A 16,494-nucleotide genomic window follows, 5' to 3' on the forward strand; every position below is an offset into this window, starting at 1 on the left:
ATTAAAGACAGGAGTAACGTCATGAATATTAGCCATCTTGACCATTTAGTTCTCACCGTGAAAGACATTAATATTAGTGCTGATTTCTACCAGACAGTTTTAGGCATGGAACGGATAACTTTTGCCAATGGTCGATTTGGATTACGTTTTGGTAACCAAAAAATAAACCTCCATCAATATGGCGCTGAATTTGAACCCAAAGCGCAAACAGTGCACATGGGTAGTGCTGACTTATGTTTTATTACCAATACTGATTTGGCTCAAGCGCCGCAACATATTAAGCAATGTGGTGTCACCATTATTGAAGGCCCCGTTGAACGCACAGGCGCGATGGGTAAAATTATGTCGATATATTTTCGTGATCCTGATGGTAATTTAATAGAGATCGCCAATTACCGAGCTTAAAGCTATATTTCATCAGAATCACCCTACTATTCAGCTGTATCTTTGCGTTTTATGCAAAACTGTTACGCTTATATATCGATTACATCATTTAAAAATAATTAATATACTCTTTCCAACAAATCATAAACAACAAAAATAAAGGTATTATTATGAATAAGCGTATTGATATTGCAAAAGTTCAACCAAAAGCATTAAGCGCAATGTTAACGATTGAAAATTACTTAGCTGAAACTGAATTATCAAATCAATTAAAAGAAATTATTAAAATTCGCTCATCAATGATCAATAAATGCGCTTATTGTATTCAAATGCACACTACAGCTGCATTAGAATTAGGCATCGATCAACAAAAACTATTCGCTATTTCTGCATGGTCAGAATCACCATTATTTGATAATACTGAAAGAGCACTATTAAAATTAACAGATGAGATGACATTAATTTCAAATAATGCTGTTACTGATGAAACCTATGCTGAATGCTTTAGTTTATTAGGCGAAGTAAAATTAGCAGAAGCAATGATGCAAATCATCATGATTAACTCATGGAATCGCTTTGCACTAGCAACTAAAATGAAACACTAATTATAATACTTACCCCCAATGTTTAGTTTAAATATTGGGGGTTTTTGTTTACAATTTTTAAGTGCTATATGGTAAATTATACTTAATAACAAAGGATATTATTATGTTAGATTTACTAGGGGTATTTGAGCAAGTTGTTGTTTCTGGAAGCTTTTCACAAGCAGCGAAAGCGTTAAATATGGCTCCATCATCAGTAACACGAAACATTGATAAACTTGAAAACAAGATCAAAACCACCCTGTTTAAACGTAGTACTCGTCAATTAATATTAACTGAAGATGGTCAATATTTTTATCAACAATCGATTAAAATACTTGAACAATCTCGAAATCTATTATCAGAAATGCAAGGAAATAATAATACGCCAGAAGGTGCTTTACGTATTTCAGTATTTGAAACTTTTGGTAATATTTATCTGACGCATTTAATTCCTGATTTTTTAAAACGCTACCCTAAAATAAAAATAGAATTAGAGTTAAATAATAATCTGGTTGATTTAAACAGTGATAATATCGATATTGCAATTCGTATTGGTACGCCTATTGATAGTAATCTTAAAGCTCGACACCTTCTTACCAACACCACCTCTTTAGTTGCGACCCCTGAATATATTAAAAATAATCCTCAAATAAAAACCCCACAAGATCTAAAAGATCATAATTGTTTAATTATCAGCCATGAACGTCAACGCACTAATTGGTATTTTAATTCAAATAAAACACTAACTAAAATATCAGTAACCGGTAATTTAGCATCAAAAGGTGGTTCGCCATTATTAAATGCGGCATTACAACATCTGGGGGTATTATTATTATCTGATTGGATGGTTAAACCCTATATTGAAAGCAAACAATTAGAAGTCTTGCTGCCAAAGTGGACAGTAACACATAACGAAAACACCAGTGGTGAAATCTATGCCGTTTACAAAAGCGCCCAATATCTAAAACCGCAGATCAGAGCGTTTCTTGATTATTTAGCTGAACAATTACAATAGCTAACCACTACTGATGACCTGTGGTTGCTGCGATCATTTGGTTGTTTGTCTGAAATAATAAATCGAACAATAACGTAAATATAAAGGTATAAATTAAGAAGAACACTAAGATCGCCATTTCCATACTGATGGCTTTCACCAAGCTAACGTCATACCACCACATATACAATGGAATGGTAAATAAGAATAGCCCAAGCTCAAAAAATATGGAGTGGGTTAATCGAACAGCGAGGGTTCTTTTTTTAATATGCAGTTTAGTTTCAATCAATTCAAAACAAGAGTTAAAAGCATAATTCCAAATCAAGGCTATCGTTGACACCATAAAGGCAACTGGCAGTGAATTGGACGATTCACCATGGTTGAGCATCGCTAATAAGAAAGTACTTAATATGATCGCAAGTATTTCAAAAGAAATAGCGTAAACAAGCTTACGGGTACGAGGTGCAAGAACAATCATTAAACATGCTTTATGCTTAAAAGTCCGGTCCGCCCCGAAATTATTCTAGCGCTGTAAGCTACGGTTTCTGCTTAGGCATTAAGTTTAATTCGATGATATAAAAAAGCAACCATATAATCCCAATACATCGATCTAACTCTCCCGCATTGGTTAGCATAAATAGCTCAATCAACAAACTATCGCGCACGTTCCTTATATTAAGGAACGACGGATTTAACGCGAGGATTTTATCATTAGCACAAAATTAAATATTACGTTATACCGCGGTTATTTTTCTGCGTACTAATATTTGCTCAAATAATCCTAATTGCTTTTCTGATAGCTGACCATAATTGGTAACTGTTTGATTAAGATTACTTAAATAATCTCGTTCCCAATGAGTCAAACTGTCAGAATGTAATAGCAATACCGTGTTAATTTTATTCATTAACGCAAGATTATTCGTCATTCTCCCATTCCTTATCCCAGGCTTGCTGTGCTTTAATATTTTCAATACGTTCACGAACACTCATTGTTCGTTTATTCACGGCTAATGGCTTTTTTTTCTTTGGCTTAGTATTAGCTTCTTTAGCTGTAGGCTTTGTCATGGTTTACCTTATTGATTTTGAATATACAAATCTGGCTTATGCTGACAGATAACTAAGTCTTTGAAATTAAAAACAACATAATTGAAATGCGTTAAGTTTTAGCAAAGGATATTCACAATGAAATACAAATCCACATTGCGCCGTTGCATAAATTAGAACAACAATAATAAAGAATATTTACCTATATGTTCTATTAAACGTTCAGATTTTAAGAAATTTGTGCCATTATAACACATTTTTTATACAATTGCTGGGGTGATATTTTTACCAAAAAACCAAGATAATACTCAAAAAAACTATCACCTCTAATACATTACTCCTATTGATAGACATTACTATAAACATCATAAAAATAAGTTTTTTGTTTGCATAAATATCATTGATTTTTTAGGTAGTAAGCGCATATTAAACTCAAGTGATATTACATCAATATCACTGTTTAATCTGTCGTTGGCCAAGCTGACCAACCTCAAAAAATAGAGGTTAGTGTTATGAGTAAGTCGCTAGATACTAAGAAAGGTAATAAAAAACCATCTTTAACGACAAAAGAGAAAAAAGCTAAAAAATTAGCTAAAATCACTAAAAAAATAGCAGCTAACAACTAACGTTAGGCTGTCATTAGCAAAGCTTCTAATACATCACAGTGATTAGAAGCTTTGATATTGATATCTCGCAAACTATTATCAAACCTTCTGTTCTATCTGCCCTTCACGCTAAAACGTCATATCCTTCGCTGTAATATATTTCAATTAAAATCTGTTAATTTCACTTCAACGTCAGAACCTGTTTATATAAGCTCTAATATAAAAGCATCACCTCAAAGAACGATACTTATATTCAATAACGGATGATTCTTTCTATTTAAGTATAAAATCACAATTTAATAATATACGGATAATCATCCATAACTTTAATTACATCACTCAATTTATTGATCATCGTAAAATAAAAAGTGTAATGCAGGTTATTATCCGTCATCTCGGAAGGGAGGCACGAGCTATCCGTGATCTATTTATCACGCGCTTGAGCATTTAAAGACGCCAATGAAGATGGTTATTGTATGGTGATTACACTAATTTAGAAAAGTTACTAACACGGAAATGCCCCAAAACTGTTTAGGTCAAATATTCATTCATATCGTATTAACGTGATTTTGGATTAGTTTTACTTATATATTTAATTTTACTATTTCAATACAAAACTCTTTTTCACCTTTCTGCTTTTTTGAGTAACAAAGTATCACTATAGTTATGCATCAGTATGCATAATTAGGTATAATTGCCTAAGTTTTCAGGCGTGCTTATTCGTAATGTAATAACTCTTATTAATAAGCTGTCATACCTTTTGTAATAAACAGGAAGTTTATCGAAATGAAATATGAAGTAAATGATGTAATCGATGGTCGATTTCAAGTAAATGGTCTTTGCAATGATGAGGGTGGAATGGGGCAAATCCTATTTGTTAAGGACTTACAACAGCAATTAGATGGGGATTTAGTCCTCAAATATTGCAGAAAAGAAGACGAAGAATATGTAAAACGATTTAAAAGAGAAGTTCGTCTACTCGAAACATTTAATGGTAATTCTAAAGTTGTAACTATTTTACATAGTAACACTGACAACGATATTCCTTACTTTGTGATGCCATTTTATTCTGACGGCGATTTAACTAATCTTATATCAGGAATTATGGATGATCCTGCCTATCAAGAGTCAATTTTCAATAAAATGATTGATTGTATTCAAGAGTTGCATTCAAACAATGTCTTTCATCGCGATATTAAACCACAAAACTTTCTAATTGAGGGTGATAACATTTTGGTGTCAGACTTCGGTCTAGGAATGGATCCCAATTCCTCATCTCGATTTACTAGTAGTTCTATGTTTTGGGGGACACAAGGATATTTGCCGCCTGAATATCAAAATAGCGGCTTTAAGCATGCCGATGAGCGTGGAGATATATTCATGCTAGGAAGAAGTTTGTATGTTTTGCTTACAAGACAGAATCCTACTTTTTTAATGGATACAGGGCTGCATCCTGCAATTTTTCATGTGATTCAACGGGCGTGTGAATTGGACTATAATCGTAGATACAAGTCGCTTTCTGAAATGAAACAAGCAATGAAATCAGCATACGATGTTATCTTGAACCGAGGTGGAAGTTTAGGTGAGGTAAATCAACTGATATCTACTATCGAAGACCGATTGAAAAACGAGAGTAAATACACACCTGAACATGTAATACAGTTTATTGAAAAACTCCTACTGCTGAATCGTAGCGATCAAAACCGCATTTGTATGGATTTATCTCGCTCGTTTATGTCTATCTTGCCTCAACAACATATTTTACCTTATTTAGAAGATTTCCTAAAAGTTTATCAGGTAATGGTAGAAAGCTATCAGTACTCATGGGGTTTTGCAGAATCAATAGCTTTAGGTATGGCAAATATTTTCAATAACCCACTCGTTGAGCCGAAACTAAAAGCTAAGGCACTCGAATTAGCAATTGATGCTGCTATTCGAACGAATCGATTTGCTGCAATGGACACATGCACGTCTATGATCACTTCTGTAACCGATCAAAATTTAGGGAATCATGTTGTGGCTACAATGCAGAAGTTTACCAATAGTTTTGTTGATGACATCGAAGAATCACAATGTAAATGTAACGCGATAACAAACTACCTGACTTCTTTAAAACAGATATAACAAAGAAGGATATATATTACGCAGCCGACACCTATCCGAAGTGTTGGATAAGTCGAGCTGCTTTATAAGTAAATATTGCGAAGATCATCAAGGGTGATGCTGAAAAGAAGTCGAGCGTTACCCTTATTTTTCCTAATATCTGCCAGTCTAAATAAAGCAAGTTACCTAACTCGTTTCTGTCCATGGGCGTTCTTGCACGCCCTGAACGACAGTAATCGAAACTGCTACAACAGTTTTAGTCAATAACCAGACTTTATGTTGACCAATAACACCTAAGAGGAGGTCAACATGAGAAAGTCATCATCAGAAAAATGCAGCGGGATAAAAAGACCATTCAAGTTGGAAGAGATTTGGCGAATAAGAACTAGGCTAGAGCTTGAAAACGACCTAATGCAACTTGCACTATTGAACCTAGCCATTGATAGCAAGTTGAGGGCGAGTGATCTACTAAAACTGCACGTATATGATGTTTCTTCGCAAGGAGTGATCTATGAGAGGGTTCAATGCACCCAGCAAAAAACAGGTACAGATGTACACTATGAGATTACTCCGAGAACACAACAGAGTATTAGTCGGTGGGTTTACTCTGCATCCCTAGATACAAGTAGCTTTTTATTTCCAAGTTGTCGCCGCAAAGGGTAACCTATCAGCTACTCATTCTATCGCTCAATTATCAGAAACTGGGCTGAAAAACTGGGATTGAATGCTGACTATTACGGCACTCATTCCATGCGCCGCACTAAAGCCACTTTAATCTATGCCAGAACAAAAAACATCAGGGCTGTACAGATCTTACTTGGACATTCGAAGCTAGATAACACAATTCGATACCTTGGCGTTGAGCTAGAAGACGCTCTGAGACTATCTGAGAAAACAGACTGCTGACAGGAGGGATCTGCTACAGGCTTTTCCTCTGAAAAGCCTGTGCCCCTTTATCAGTTAGACCTAATACTCATTCATATCGTATTAACGTTATTTGGGATTAGTTTTTATTATTGTTCGAACCCTGCTCCTTGCCATCAGCTTTTAAAGTAACAAAGTGTTACTACGATAATGACATTATATGCATACCCAAAGTAATATCGCCTAGATTTTTAGACATCGCGCTACGTGCAAGTAATAATGTTTATTAAATAAGCAGTTAACTGGCAGGTGACGCTGTATAATACAACTAATAATGGTGAAATATGTCAGAAAGGGCGAGTATTCGATTTTACGATGTGAAACATTGTGGGCTGTTTAAAGCCAGAGCGCGTCAAAGCACACTGGGTAGTTTCAACGAAATTTTACACAATATCTATAATTGGGCTACAGAGCCAGGGCGCTTAGTTCTGAATACATGTAGTTACGAGGTCGGGGAAGATTTTGAACAAGAGTTTTTAGAAACGTATTTGGTTTCAGCTCAAAGATATAGTGAAACTGGTGACTACTTATTTTGCTTCTGGAATCGAACGCATGCCAGTGGTGATTCTGTCTATGCTTTGGATGCAGGCACTCAGTTGATCAATGTTTCTGACCAAACATTTCATCAAGGTAACTTGCCGGAAAGCTCAATTCCGGGATATGCAACTTACTTTTGGTTCATGCCGTCTAAATCTGTAATGGCTACAATTACTTTTGGTAATCCTCGCTCAGGTATGAATGCGTTTAGCTATTGGCTAGAGAGCTTTTTCCGTACTGAAAGTCGTTTTGCCACTTTTGATGAAAGTGATCAGTTTATCGGTTTTCAGTCTGCTGACGGCATGATTTATAACGATCTTGAACCTAGATTTAGTAAACAGCTGTATCGAAACCCTTCAAAAAGACAACTTATACTTTCAAACTGTCAGCATATTCGTGGAGTAGTTCGCCGTATCAATCTTGAACGTGGACAGGTTGCAGATAAGGGATTAATCGACAATTTAAAAAGTCGTGTCGGCATATCGACGGAAACAGAAATTCATGCTCATGATGTGTCGCTTAAATATGAATTTAGCTATACACCGACCATGGATGAAGTCCAAGAAATGTTCTCAGCATACGAGACTTCACCAAGCAAAAGTAATTGGGAGGACGTAGGTTTTTTATTTCCTGATAACAATGGTTTTGGCGCTGAGAAAACAGAATGGCTGAGCAAGTCATTTGCTAAAATAAAATTAACGATCGATATAGAGTGGGTTTTGATTGGGCAACTTGTTAAAGGCGATGTGCTTCTTCAGGCATTGCATTCTCACAGAAATGAACTGCTCAACTTATTAGAAGATAACGTGTCAACTTTGGAGCAACGGCAGACCGCATGAAGTCTAAATTAGCAAAATTTATTCTGCTAGTTACCATGTTGCTTGGTTCATATTATGCGGTGACTTTGGGGATGGATATTTCTTACGCCAAGCAAGCGACCTTATTGGCGGAGATTAGAAATGTCTCAGCTATAATTTTTGGGGTAACTGGCGCTTGGTTAGCTCTTATATACCCTAAAGCTTTAGCATCATCAGAACTGGCACTTAAAGCTGCTAATGATGCTGTTTATGAACAAGCGAAACATGATAATGATGTATTGCTTGGTTTTATAAAAACAATCATTATTTCAATAGTTGTTATCGCAATTAGCGTTGTAATTCCTCTCGTTAAAGAAGTTGCTATTCAAATCAGCTTTGTGACTGAATATCGTAATTACCTTCGAGGAATTCTGTTCTTTACAATTTTTGTACTAACAATCATTCAACTATATCTTTTGTTTGCGACGTTTCTACAAACAAAGTCTGCGCTGAAAGATGTTAAGCGCAAAATTGCAGAAGCTAAAACTAGGAATGAACGTTCACATAATCAGCATCACTAAGTTAGTTAACAGATAAAGATATGTGACGTGTAGTCGACACCTCTTACACAAGCCTACGACCTTAGATAAGTTAATATTAAAAATAACTTGAAGGGTGATGTTGAAAAATCGAACATGACATCACCCTTATTTTTTCTAATACCTACTAGCCAAAATAAAGCAGAGTACGTAACACACTTTTGTCCACAAACTAGTTACAACAAAAATAAAAACAATTCGCTCTACAACACGCTAATAGTAGATTCCCTATCTCGTTCGTAACCTCACTGTAGGGAATGACGCGGGGGAGGTTCAGTGGTTAGGTAACTCTTGGATCACATAATATTTGAATCACATGGCGCTTAGACCAAATGACGCTTGTAATACGCTTACAGATCTAAATATGTGAGTAGTTTGGTAGTTTGGTAGTTTGGTAGTTTGGTAGTTTGGTAGTTTGGTAGTTTGGTAGTTTGGTAGTTTGGTAGTTTGAAGATTATAACGAAGTATTTATTATTGATAGTAATAAAAAGAACAAAACAATAATATTGAACTACACTGTAAAGAGTGAATTAGAATGTAACTTTTTGATAGGAAAGGGATTTGCTAAACGCTAGATGGGTGGAAGCCCCCACCAGCCACATCCCGGCACACACGACGCCTGCTGCGGTTGCTCCCTTCCGGGCCTGGCCGAGTTCACAGGTTAGTGTTGCGGGAGGACCAATGGGGGCCTCCATAGATTCTTTGTCTCTTTCGAGAACGGGAAGGATTATCTATTAACCTCGCCAACAATGCAAGCCGTTATCTTACCCTTTTGTTTGACTGCTGATTATTTGCTCGAATTTAAACAAAATAGTAATAAAGTCAACCTATTGCCCATTAGTTAAGATTATTCATCCTCTTCTTCAGGATCATCTAATAGTGATTCACCTAACAAGCCTCCGCCTAATACTAATAGCCATGAGACTAAAATCGGATTCTCAACACTAAATTGTGGCAACACCACTAAGGTCGTAAATCCAATCGCGGGTAATATACAAGCAAGGCGTGGAATCCAATCTTGATGTTTCATTTTAATCAGGCTTTGTAGTGCTGCGATTAATCCTGTAACACACAAGCCAACTAATGCCGCAGCTCCCATTCCACCTATCCATAGTGGTAATACCGCGAGTAATGGCCACCATGTGTTACCGGCAATAGGACGCCAACAACGGGCGGCATACCAAATAACACCAATCGCGATAATTTGCACTAAGGTTGCACTGATACTGCCCTCTAGCTTGCCTTCTCCTTGCAATGCCATTAAACCAACATTCATTGAGAGTGCAATTGAGATCATCAATGCGCCAAGCTGCCAACAGCCTTTGGTGGAGATACAAATCATCAGAATAGGTAGCATCATAAATAAACTGATTGATAATGCTAACGGTTGTTCAGGCAGCATCGCACCGTAGGCACCTAAGCCACAGAGCAATAGCCAACCTGCAACACCGCTTTGTGGTAGTAGCCACAGAGCAGGAATAGCAAGTGCTAACACGGGCAACTCCCCCGCAGTTTGACCGAGAGCACTGACACCTAATACCGTTAAAATTAAGGTAACGGTAACCAATGAAGCAGCATACAACATGGCAACACCTCCTTGCGTTATCCTGTTGTCTAAAAAGATAGAACCGCTATTATTTACCAAGCATATTATTTAACGGCTACTTATTAAATATGGACGACTTTTGCAATCAAATCTATAGCCAAGTCTATCAAATTCCATTTGGGCTGGTTTCTACGTATGGCGATATTGCTAAATTTGCCGGTTTTCCTGGGTATGCTCGTCATGTCGGACGCTTAATGGCGACCTTACCTGAAGGCTCAAAAATACCTTGGCATCGTGTTATTAATAGCCAAGGCCGGATTTCATTAAAAGATGATGCATTATTAAGACAGATAGCGGCATTACGAGCAGAAAACATTGTCGTCTCTGACACTGGGCGAATATCACTACGCTATTATCGATGGCAAGGGCACTCATAGGCATATTGGCAGCAGCGCTAAATCAGCATACCATTCCCCTAGTTTTTATTTTTCAGGATGTACCATGAGCAAACAATTAGATGAACTACTAACTTTATTGCAATTAGAGCAAATTGAACGTGAACTCTTTCGAGGCCAAAGTGAGAATTTAGGTTTACCACAGGTATACGGTGGTCAAGTTATAGGGCAATCTTTATCAGCAGCGAAGCAAACGGTAGATCCCGAGCGTCATTTACACTCTTTTCATAGCTATTTTCTTTTACCGGGTAATCCAGAAAAACCGATTATCTATGATGTAGAAACCCTACGTGATGGTCGCAGTTTTAGCACTCGTCGTGTAAAAGCCATTCAAAATGGCCGCCCTATTTTCTATTTAACGGCGTCTTATCAAGCGGATGAACAAGGGTTTGAACATCAAGCTACAATGCCAAATGTAGTGGGTCCTGATGGCTTAGCGTCTGAAAGTGATTTAGTTGAATCGGTTGCACAATATTTACCGCCAAAGATTGTTGAGATGTTTGGTAACAAGCGCCCGATTGAAGTACGCCCAGTAACGGTCATTAACCCTTTAAAACCAGCGATTGCAGAACCAAAGCAACATTTATGGATAAAAACCAATGGTGCAATGCCTAATGATTTAAGCATTCACCAATATATGCTGGCTTACGCGTCTGATTGGGGATTTTTGACCACATCATTACATCCACATGGCGTCACACTCTTTAGTCCTCATATGCAGGTCGCGACCATTGATCACTCAATGTGGTTCCACCGTCCATTTAAAGTTGATGAGTGGTTACTGTATGTAATTGATAGTCCATCAGCGAGTGGATCACGTGGCATTGTGCGTGGTGAAATTTATAATCAGCAAGGACAACTTGTTGCATCGGCGGTTCAGGAAGGATTGATTCGCCAGCGCTAACTAAAACATGACATAAAAATAACCCCAAATCACTACAACAATGACTCGGGGTTATTTTCAGTATGCAGGCGCAGTTAAACGGGTAATGCTGTGGTGTATTTTAGTGGTTCCATTGCAAAGGTGGACGTCACATTAGTCAGGTCAGATACAGACGCGACTAGTTTTTTATACATATTATCAAAAGCTTGCATATCAGCCACTTGTACTTTCATCATGTAGTCATATTCCCCAGCCATGCGATAAAATTCCATCACTTCAGGAAATTCCGTTACCGTTGAAACAAAATGATTAAACCAATCTTGTGAGTGGTTGCTGGTCTTAACTTGTACAAATGCAGTAAAGGCGATACCTAATTTTACAGGATCAAGCAGTGCTACCCGTTGGCGTAAAATACCGTCTTCTTCAAGACGCTTTAATCGTTTCCAACATGGAGTGGTTGTTAAATTCACAGCGTCTGCAAGTTCTGCCAACGGCATGGTTGCATCATTCTGCAATAAACGTAATAACGTTCTATCAACACTATCTAAAACTGCCATTAATGCCACCAATTAGGATAAAAAGATAAATACTTCCTAAAAAATACCTTTTATTCAGCGAAGAGGCAAAAAAATTACTAATAATAACGATCGCTACCACTTTATTTATGTAATCTCACAATAGACAACTATGAGTTTTAAATCTACAGTGGTAGATGTTATTGAAAGCCACCACCGAAACCAAGAACAATTTCCTATAAAAACAATAAAAAATAGAACGTGTTTTTACTTTAAAATTTAAAAGTAGAATTATTTTCCACAAAGCGTCAAGCAAACAACAAATAAAGCAAAGATTTTTTTATTACCATTGTTTACTATATACCCATGTTGCATCAAGGGAGTTGATTAAGTAAACACTCGATGGATTCGAATTAAGCAAAGAGGTAATACGTAATGAATATGACTGTAAATACCGTACCAGAACACAATGCTTGGATCAGTAACTCAATCAAAGCCATTGAAGCAGACTACCAACGTTCTGCCGATACTCATTTGATTAAACTTGATATGCCCAGCCTTGAAGGTATCGATATCTATCTAAAAGATGAAAGTACGCATCCGACGGGAAGCCTAAAACATCGTTTAGCACGTTCATTATTTTTGTATGCGCTCTGTAATGGTTGGATAAACCAAGATACGACGGTAATTGAATCGTCATCAGGCAGCACCGCAGTATCAGAAGCCTACTTTGCTCGTTTACTCGGACTGCCGTTTATTGCGGTAGTACCACGGAAAACAGCACGCAAAAAAATTGAGCAAATTGAATTTTACGGTGGTAAAGCCCACTTTGTTGATTCATCAGCCGCTATTTATGAAGAATCTCGTCGCTTAGCCAAAGAATTAAATGGTCATTATATGGATCAATTTACTTATGCTGAACGAGCAACTGACTGGCGTGGTAATAACAATATTGCGAACAGCATTTTTAACCAAATGAAATTTGAGCGATTTCCAATTCCAAGCTGGATTGTAATGAGCCCTGGAACAGGTGGTACATCGGCCACAATTGGTCGCTATATTCGTTACCAAATGCACCCCACTCAATTATGTGTGGTTGATCCTGAAAATTCTGTCTTCTACGACTATTTTAAGGAACGAGATACTGCGATTACGTTAACAACAGGAAGCCGCATTGAAGGAATCGGACGACCACGCGTTGAACCCAGTTTTATTCCCAATGTTATTAACGAAATGCGCAAAATTCCTGATGCAGCCAGTGTGGCAACCGTCCATTGGTTAGAAAAGATCATTGGTCGTAAAGCAGGAGCTTCAACAGGTACTAACTTGTATGGCGTATTGCAAATAGCGACAGAAATGAAACAACGCGGTGAAACAGGTTCAATTGTGACCTTGTTATGTGACAGCGGTGAACGTTATTTAGAAACCTATTATAACGACGACTGGATCACCGCCAATATTGGCGATATTAATCCACACCTAGCTCAATTGCAGCACTTACAACAAACGGGTGAGTGGCCAGTATAACGAATAAAGAACAACCCCTTGGGTTGGTTAGCTACAGCGCCAACCCCCCTATTTTTATTTACAACCCGGTTATATTTTGTGTCTTTAAGCAAATACGGATAAAACTAATTGTGCTCTGCATTTTATCAATTAGGTTTATATGGATAACGTATCACGCTTATTTTATGCCGTACACTTTGTACGGCTTTTTTTTATCGGTGCTATTTGTCATCGCTACTTTTCTATCGCCTTCAGCTGAGTTAGCATATCCCCATGCTAATGAAATCATCATTAGACTATTATTGTACCGACTGTTTCTCGGTAATCACTCACAAAGGATAATTCATCATGGCAAAAGCCGTAGTTGTTTTCAGTGGCGGTCAAGATTCGACCACGTGTCTCATTCAAGCATTAGCGCACTACGATGAAGTGCACTGTATTACGTTTGATTATGGTCAACGCCACAAACTAGAGGTTGAAATTGCCGAGCACATTGCCAAAGATCTTGGTGTTGCCGCACATAAAGTCATGGATGTCAGCTTAATTGGTGAGCTTGCAATCAGTTCATTAACCCGCGATAGCATTCCTGTTTCTCATGAATTACAAGCCAATGGTTTACCTAATTCATTTGTACCAGGACGTAACATTTTATTTTTAACTTTAGCGGGTATTTATGCCTACCAAATTGGTGCAGAAGCGGTGATCACAGGTGTTTGTGAAACAGATTTCTCTGGCTATCCTGATTGCCGCGATGAATTTGTACGCTCACTTAACCACTCGTTAGTGCTCGGTATGGATCGTCAATTTACTATCGAAACCCCATTAATGTGGCTCAATAAAGCCGAAACATGGGCGCTTGCTGATCAATATGGCAAGCTAGATTATATTCGCGAACAAACATTAACTTGTTACAACGGTATTGTCGGTGATGGCTGTGGTGACTGCCCATCTTGCGATTTACGTCGTGCCGGCTTAGAAGATTACTTACAGCATCAAGCGACGGTTATGGCTGCATTGAAAGCCAAGCAAGCACAACATAAAGCGTAATCATTATCGCATTGATTTAAATAGCAAATAATATAAAAAAAGCCGACATCAATACTATTGATGTCGGCTTTTTATTTTGCGTTATTTGGGTACTGATTAATCGCGGTAAAGTGCAAAATCGGCAGCACAATCAACAAGCTGCTCACGAGTTAACATGAACACACCGTGACCACCATTCGCAAACTCTAGCCACAAGAATGGAATATGCGGATATTGCTCTTCCATGTGGATCATTGAGTTACCCACTTCACAAATCAAAATACCGTCGTCTTTAAGGTAATCCGGTGCATTTGCAAGAATACGACGTACCAATTTTAGACCATCACTGCCCGCGGCTAAACCTAGCTCTGGCTCATGACGGAATTCTTCTGGTAGGCTGTCCATATCTTCTTGGTCAACATACGGTGGATTGGTCACGATAAGATCGTATTTATCTTTTGGAATATCACGTAAAAGATCAGAACGAAGCGGAATCACTTGCTGCTCAAGGCCATGATCCGTTATATTCTGCTCAGCAACAGCGAGTGCATCAGTCGAAATATCAACAATATCGACTTCTGCTTCAGGGAACATGTGCGCACAAGCTATACCGATACAGCCACTGCCCGTACACAGATCCATGATACGTGTTGGTTCTTGTTGTAAAAAGGGTTCAAAACGGTTTTCAATGAGCTCACCAATCGGTGAACGTGGTACTAATACACGTTCATCAACGAAGAACTCCATACCGCAAAAGTAGGCAACATTCGTTAAGTATGATACGGGTGTACGATCATTGATTCGACGCATAACACGCTCAACAATACGATGACGCTCACTGCTTGTTAAACGAGAATTACGCACTTCCGGTGGAACATCCAACGGTAAGTAAACTGTCGGTAGTACCAGTTGCACGGCTTCATCCCACGCATTGTCTGTACCATGACCATAAAATAGGCCAGCAGCGTTAAAACGGCTAACCGTCCAACGTAGCATGTCCTGCAATGTGTGAAGTTCGCTGACAGCTTCGTCGACAAAAATCTTATCCAAAATAGCCTCCGATAAACGCTACAATACCACTATATAATTGTTGGAATTTCATTATGAGTAATAAAAATTCACCGCTTGAAGATGATTTTGATCTCTTCAAGGCAGAGGTAAAAGGCGTAAAAAAGTTCACGCATGATACCATAATCACGCCCCGTCAACAGAACTCAAAAGCAGATAAAGCAAAAGTGATGGGCAAAGAGACTCAAAATCATGAGTTTTATTTCTCAGATGAATTTGAGCCCCACCTTAGCGACACGGGTCCAACCCAATATGCGCGAACTGGCGTGTCTAAATATGAAGTAAAGAAATTACGTCGTGGTGTATATGTGCCTGACATTTATCTTGATATGCACGGTATGACACAACAAGAAGCAAAACGTGAATTAGCCGCAATGATTGCCGCTTGTATCAAAGAACACGTGTCATGTGCTTGTGTTATGCATGGCATTGGCAAACATATTCTCAAACAAAAAGCACCAATGTGGTTAGCACAACATCCTGATGTGATGGCTTTTCACCAAGCGCCTTTAGAATTTGGTGGCGCGGGCGCGTTGCTCGTCTTAATTGATATACCAGAGCGCTAATACCGTGGTTTTACCATATGGCCAACTTTGATTACTTTACCACGGTTAAATAACGTCACTTCTCCTGTCTCACAGACTTTAAGGCGTTCTTTAACTGCGGTTTCAACATAGAAATACTCACAATCATCATTACGGGCGCTATCAATACGCGCAAAAATGACCAATGGCGGAGCACCGACTTCATTGGAATAATTAGCAAATGTTAAGCTACTGCCCGTTTGTGAAATATGCATGCCTTCAGTTTGCCCATCAGACCATTTCACCATACCGTTAGCTGTAATATGGGCTGGCTCACCCACACTGCATCCAGCCATAAACAAGACACCCGCCAGCGCCATAATCTCACACTTCGTCATGG

18 protein-coding genes, 1 other RNA gene and 1 pseudogene are annotated in these 16,494 nt (G+C 38.2%); 12 read left to right on the top strand and 8 right to left on the bottom strand.

Features of this window, described 5'->3' with window-relative positions; genetic code table 11:
- The first annotated feature begins 21 nt into the window (after window positions 1-21).
- The 3 genes from ACJZU6_RS11885 (at window position 22) to ACJZU6_RS11895 (ending at window position 1,983) form a co-directional block, all read left to right on the top strand.
- Window positions 22-405 carry a VOC family protein gene (locus tag ACJZU6_RS11885; RefSeq protein WP_408900323.1) on the top strand — a complete coding sequence of 128 codons (384 nt, stop codon included), beginning with the start codon at window positions 22-24 and terminating at the stop codon, window positions 403-405.
- Window positions 406-554: 149 nt separating this feature from the next.
- Window positions 555-989 (top strand): carboxymuconolactone decarboxylase family protein, encoded by a 435-nt coding sequence (locus ACJZU6_RS11890; RefSeq protein WP_080156898.1) that lies wholly within the window; start codon window positions 555-557, stop codon window positions 987-989.
- A gap of 103 nt (window positions 990-1,092) precedes the next feature.
- On the top strand, window positions 1,093-1,983 hold the full coding sequence (locus ACJZU6_RS11895; RefSeq protein ID WP_408900324.1) for a LysR family transcriptional regulator: 891 nt from the start codon (window positions 1,093-1,095) through the stop codon (window positions 1,981-1,983).
- Between the two features lie 7 nt (window positions 1,984-1,990).
- Here ACJZU6_RS11895 and ACJZU6_RS11900 read toward each other — a convergent pair whose 3' ends face one another.
- The 3 genes from ACJZU6_RS11900 to ACJZU6_RS11910 form a co-directional block, all read right to left on the bottom strand.
- Window positions 1,991-2,440: a PACE efflux transporter gene (locus tag ACJZU6_RS11900; RefSeq protein WP_408900325.1), complete on the bottom strand. Its 450-nt coding sequence runs from the start codon at window positions 2,438-2,440 to the stop codon at window positions 1,991-1,993.
- Between the two features lie 256 nt (window positions 2,441-2,696).
- The gene (locus ACJZU6_RS11905; RefSeq protein ID WP_080156901.1) at window positions 2,697-2,888 is read right to left on the bottom strand and encodes a hypothetical protein; all 192 of its coding nucleotides are present in this window, start codon (window positions 2,886-2,888) and stop codon (window positions 2,697-2,699) included.
- Window positions 2,878-3,027 carry a hypothetical protein gene (locus ACJZU6_RS11910; protein ID WP_162841597.1) on the bottom strand — a complete coding sequence of 50 codons (150 nt, stop codon included), beginning with the start codon at window positions 3,025-3,027 and terminating at the stop codon, window positions 2,878-2,880. The genes ACJZU6_RS11905 and ACJZU6_RS11910 overlap by 11 nt, the downstream gene beginning before the upstream one ends.
- A 1,370-nt stretch (window positions 3,028-4,397) precedes the next feature.
- Between ACJZU6_RS11910 and ACJZU6_RS11915 the strand changes: the two genes are divergently transcribed.
- From ACJZU6_RS11915 to ACJZU6_RS11930, 4 genes and pseudogenes are all read left to right on the top strand, one after another.
- Entirely contained in the window at window positions 4,398-5,735 is a 1,338-nt protein-coding gene (locus ACJZU6_RS11915) for a protein kinase domain-containing protein (protein WP_408900326.1), read from the top strand.
- Between the two features lie 288 nt (window positions 5,736-6,023).
- Window positions 6,024-6,620: pseudogene (locus ACJZU6_RS11920) on the top strand (tyrosine-type recombinase/integrase).
- Window positions 6,621-6,922: 302 nt separating this feature from the next.
- On the top strand, window positions 6,923-8,014 hold the full coding sequence (locus ACJZU6_RS11925; protein ID WP_408900327.1) for a hypothetical protein: 1,092 nt from the start codon (window positions 6,923-6,925) through the stop codon (window positions 8,012-8,014).
- On the top strand, window positions 8,011-8,553 hold the full coding sequence (locus tag ACJZU6_RS11930; protein ID WP_408900328.1) for a hypothetical protein: 543 nt from the start codon (window positions 8,011-8,013) through the stop codon (window positions 8,551-8,553). The genes ACJZU6_RS11925 and ACJZU6_RS11930 overlap by 4 nt, the downstream gene beginning before the upstream one ends.
- Window positions 8,554-9,158: 605 nt before the next feature.
- Here the strand turns inward: ACJZU6_RS11930 and ffs are convergent.
- Window positions 9,159-9,255, bottom strand: an RNA gene (gene ffs, locus ACJZU6_RS11935) — signal recognition particle sRNA small type.
- A gap of 163 nt (window positions 9,256-9,418) precedes the next feature.
- Window positions 9,419-10,156: a hypothetical protein gene (locus tag ACJZU6_RS11940; RefSeq protein WP_080156904.1), complete on the bottom strand. Its 738-nt coding sequence runs from the start codon at window positions 10,154-10,156 to the stop codon at window positions 9,419-9,421.
- Between the two features lie 89 nt (window positions 10,157-10,245).
- Between ACJZU6_RS11940 and ACJZU6_RS11945 the strand changes: the two genes are divergently transcribed.
- Both ACJZU6_RS11945 and tesB read left to right on the top strand, forming a co-directional pair.
- On the top strand, window positions 10,246-10,554 hold the full coding sequence (locus ACJZU6_RS11945; protein WP_107275330.1) for an MGMT family protein: 309 nt from the start codon (window positions 10,246-10,248) through the stop codon (window positions 10,552-10,554).
- 64 nt (window positions 10,555-10,618) lie between these two features.
- The gene (tesB, locus tag ACJZU6_RS11950) at window positions 10,619-11,476 is read left to right on the top strand and encodes an acyl-CoA thioesterase II (RefSeq protein WP_080156906.1); all 858 of its coding nucleotides are present in this window, start codon (window positions 10,619-10,621) and stop codon (window positions 11,474-11,476) included.
- A gap of 74 nt (window positions 11,477-11,550) precedes the next feature.
- On the opposite strand, the gene ACJZU6_RS11955 is transcribed toward tesB, so the two are convergent.
- A complete protein-coding gene (locus ACJZU6_RS11955; RefSeq protein ID WP_080156907.1) occupies window positions 11,551-12,012 on the bottom strand; it encodes an Lrp/AsnC family transcriptional regulator in 462 nt (153 codons plus the stop codon).
- Between the two features lie 399 nt (window positions 12,013-12,411).
- On the opposite strand from ACJZU6_RS11955, the gene ACJZU6_RS11960 reads away from it, so the two are divergent.
- Window positions 12,412-13,497, top strand: coding sequence for a PLP-dependent cysteine synthase family protein (locus ACJZU6_RS11960; protein WP_144396180.1), 1,086 nt, complete (start codon window positions 12,412-12,414; stop codon window positions 13,495-13,497).
- Between the two features lie 327 nt (window positions 13,498-13,824).
- Entirely contained in the window at window positions 13,825-14,523 is a 699-nt protein-coding gene (gene queC / locus ACJZU6_RS11965; protein WP_080156909.1) for a 7-cyano-7-deazaguanine synthase QueC, read from the top strand.
- A gap of 96 nt (window positions 14,524-14,619) precedes the next feature.
- Here queC and prmB read toward each other — a convergent pair whose 3' ends face one another.
- The gene (gene prmB, locus ACJZU6_RS11970) at window positions 14,620-15,552 is read right to left on the bottom strand and encodes a 50S ribosomal protein L3 N(5)-glutamine methyltransferase (protein ID WP_080156910.1); all 933 of its coding nucleotides are present in this window, start codon (window positions 15,550-15,552) and stop codon (window positions 14,620-14,622) included.
- A 53-nt stretch (window positions 15,553-15,605) separates the two neighbouring features.
- Between prmB and smrB the strand changes: the two genes are divergently transcribed.
- Window positions 15,606-16,136 carry an endonuclease SmrB gene (gene smrB, locus ACJZU6_RS11975; RefSeq protein ID WP_080156911.1) on the top strand — a complete coding sequence of 177 codons (531 nt, stop codon included), beginning with the start codon at window positions 15,606-15,608 and terminating at the stop codon, window positions 16,134-16,136.
- Here the strand turns inward: smrB and ACJZU6_RS11980 are convergent.
- A complete protein-coding gene (locus ACJZU6_RS11980) occupies window positions 16,133-16,492 on the bottom strand; it encodes a hypothetical protein (protein ID WP_327765737.1) in 360 nt (119 codons plus the stop codon). The genes smrB and ACJZU6_RS11980 overlap by 4 nt on opposite strands.
- Window positions 16,493-16,494 lie beyond the last annotated feature (2 nt).

This window comes from Photobacterium piscicola (assembly GCF_046058925.1).
Classification (GTDB): Bacteria; Pseudomonadota; Gammaproteobacteria; order Enterobacterales; family Vibrionaceae; genus Photobacterium; species Photobacterium piscicola.

Bases quoted from the DNA above. Each gene is read 5' to 3' on its own strand.
- ACJZU6_RS11925 (WP_408900327.1), top strand. From the start codon at position 6,923: ATGTCAGAAAGGGCGAGTATTCGATTTTACGATGTGAAACATTGTGGG.
- ACJZU6_RS11915 (WP_408900326.1), top strand. From the start codon at position 4,398: ATGAAATATGAAGTAAATGATGTAATCGATGGTCGATTTCAAGTAAAT.
- ACJZU6_RS11905 (WP_080156901.1), bottom strand. From the start codon at position 2,888: ATGACGAATAATCTTGCGTTAATGAATAAAATTAACACGGTATTGCTA.
- ACJZU6_RS11885 (WP_408900323.1), top strand. From the start codon at position 22: ATGAATATTAGCCATCTTGACCATTTAGTTCTCACCGTGAAAGACATT.
- ACJZU6_RS11940 (WP_080156904.1), bottom strand. From the start codon at position 10,156: ATGTTGTATGCTGCTTCATTGGTTACCGTTACCTTAATTTTAACGGTA.
- queC (WP_080156909.1), top strand. From the start codon at position 13,825: ATGGCAAAAGCCGTAGTTGTTTTCAGTGGCGGTCAAGATTCGACCACG.
- ACJZU6_RS11955 (WP_080156907.1), bottom strand. From the start codon at position 12,012: ATGGCAGTTTTAGATAGTGTTGATAGAACGTTATTACGTTTATTGCAG.
- tesB (WP_080156906.1), top strand. From the start codon at position 10,619: ATGAGCAAACAATTAGATGAACTACTAACTTTATTGCAATTAGAGCAA.
- ACJZU6_RS11980 (WP_327765737.1), bottom strand. From the start codon at position 16,492: ATGACGAAGTGTGAGATTATGGCGCTGGCGGGTGTCTTGTTTATGGCT.
- ACJZU6_RS11910 (WP_162841597.1), bottom strand. From the start codon at position 3,027: ATGACAAAGCCTACAGCTAAAGAAGCTAATACTAAGCCAAAGAAAAAA.
- smrB (WP_080156911.1), top strand. From the start codon at position 15,606: ATGAGTAATAAAAATTCACCGCTTGAAGATGATTTTGATCTCTTCAAG.
- ACJZU6_RS11945 (WP_107275330.1), top strand. From the start codon at position 10,246: ATGGACGACTTTTGCAATCAAATCTATAGCCAAGTCTATCAAATTCCA.
- ACJZU6_RS11890 (WP_080156898.1), top strand. From the start codon at position 555: ATGAATAAGCGTATTGATATTGCAAAAGTTCAACCAAAAGCATTAAGC.
- ACJZU6_RS11960 (WP_144396180.1), top strand. From the start codon at position 12,412: ATGACTGTAAATACCGTACCAGAACACAATGCTTGGATCAGTAACTCA.
- ACJZU6_RS11895 (WP_408900324.1), top strand. From the start codon at position 1,093: ATGTTAGATTTACTAGGGGTATTTGAGCAAGTTGTTGTTTCTGGAAGC.
- ACJZU6_RS11900 (WP_408900325.1), bottom strand. From the start codon at position 2,440: ATGATTGTTCTTGCACCTCGTACCCGTAAGCTTGTTTACGCTATTTCT.
- ACJZU6_RS11930 (WP_408900328.1), top strand. From the start codon at position 8,011: ATGAAGTCTAAATTAGCAAAATTTATTCTGCTAGTTACCATGTTGCTT.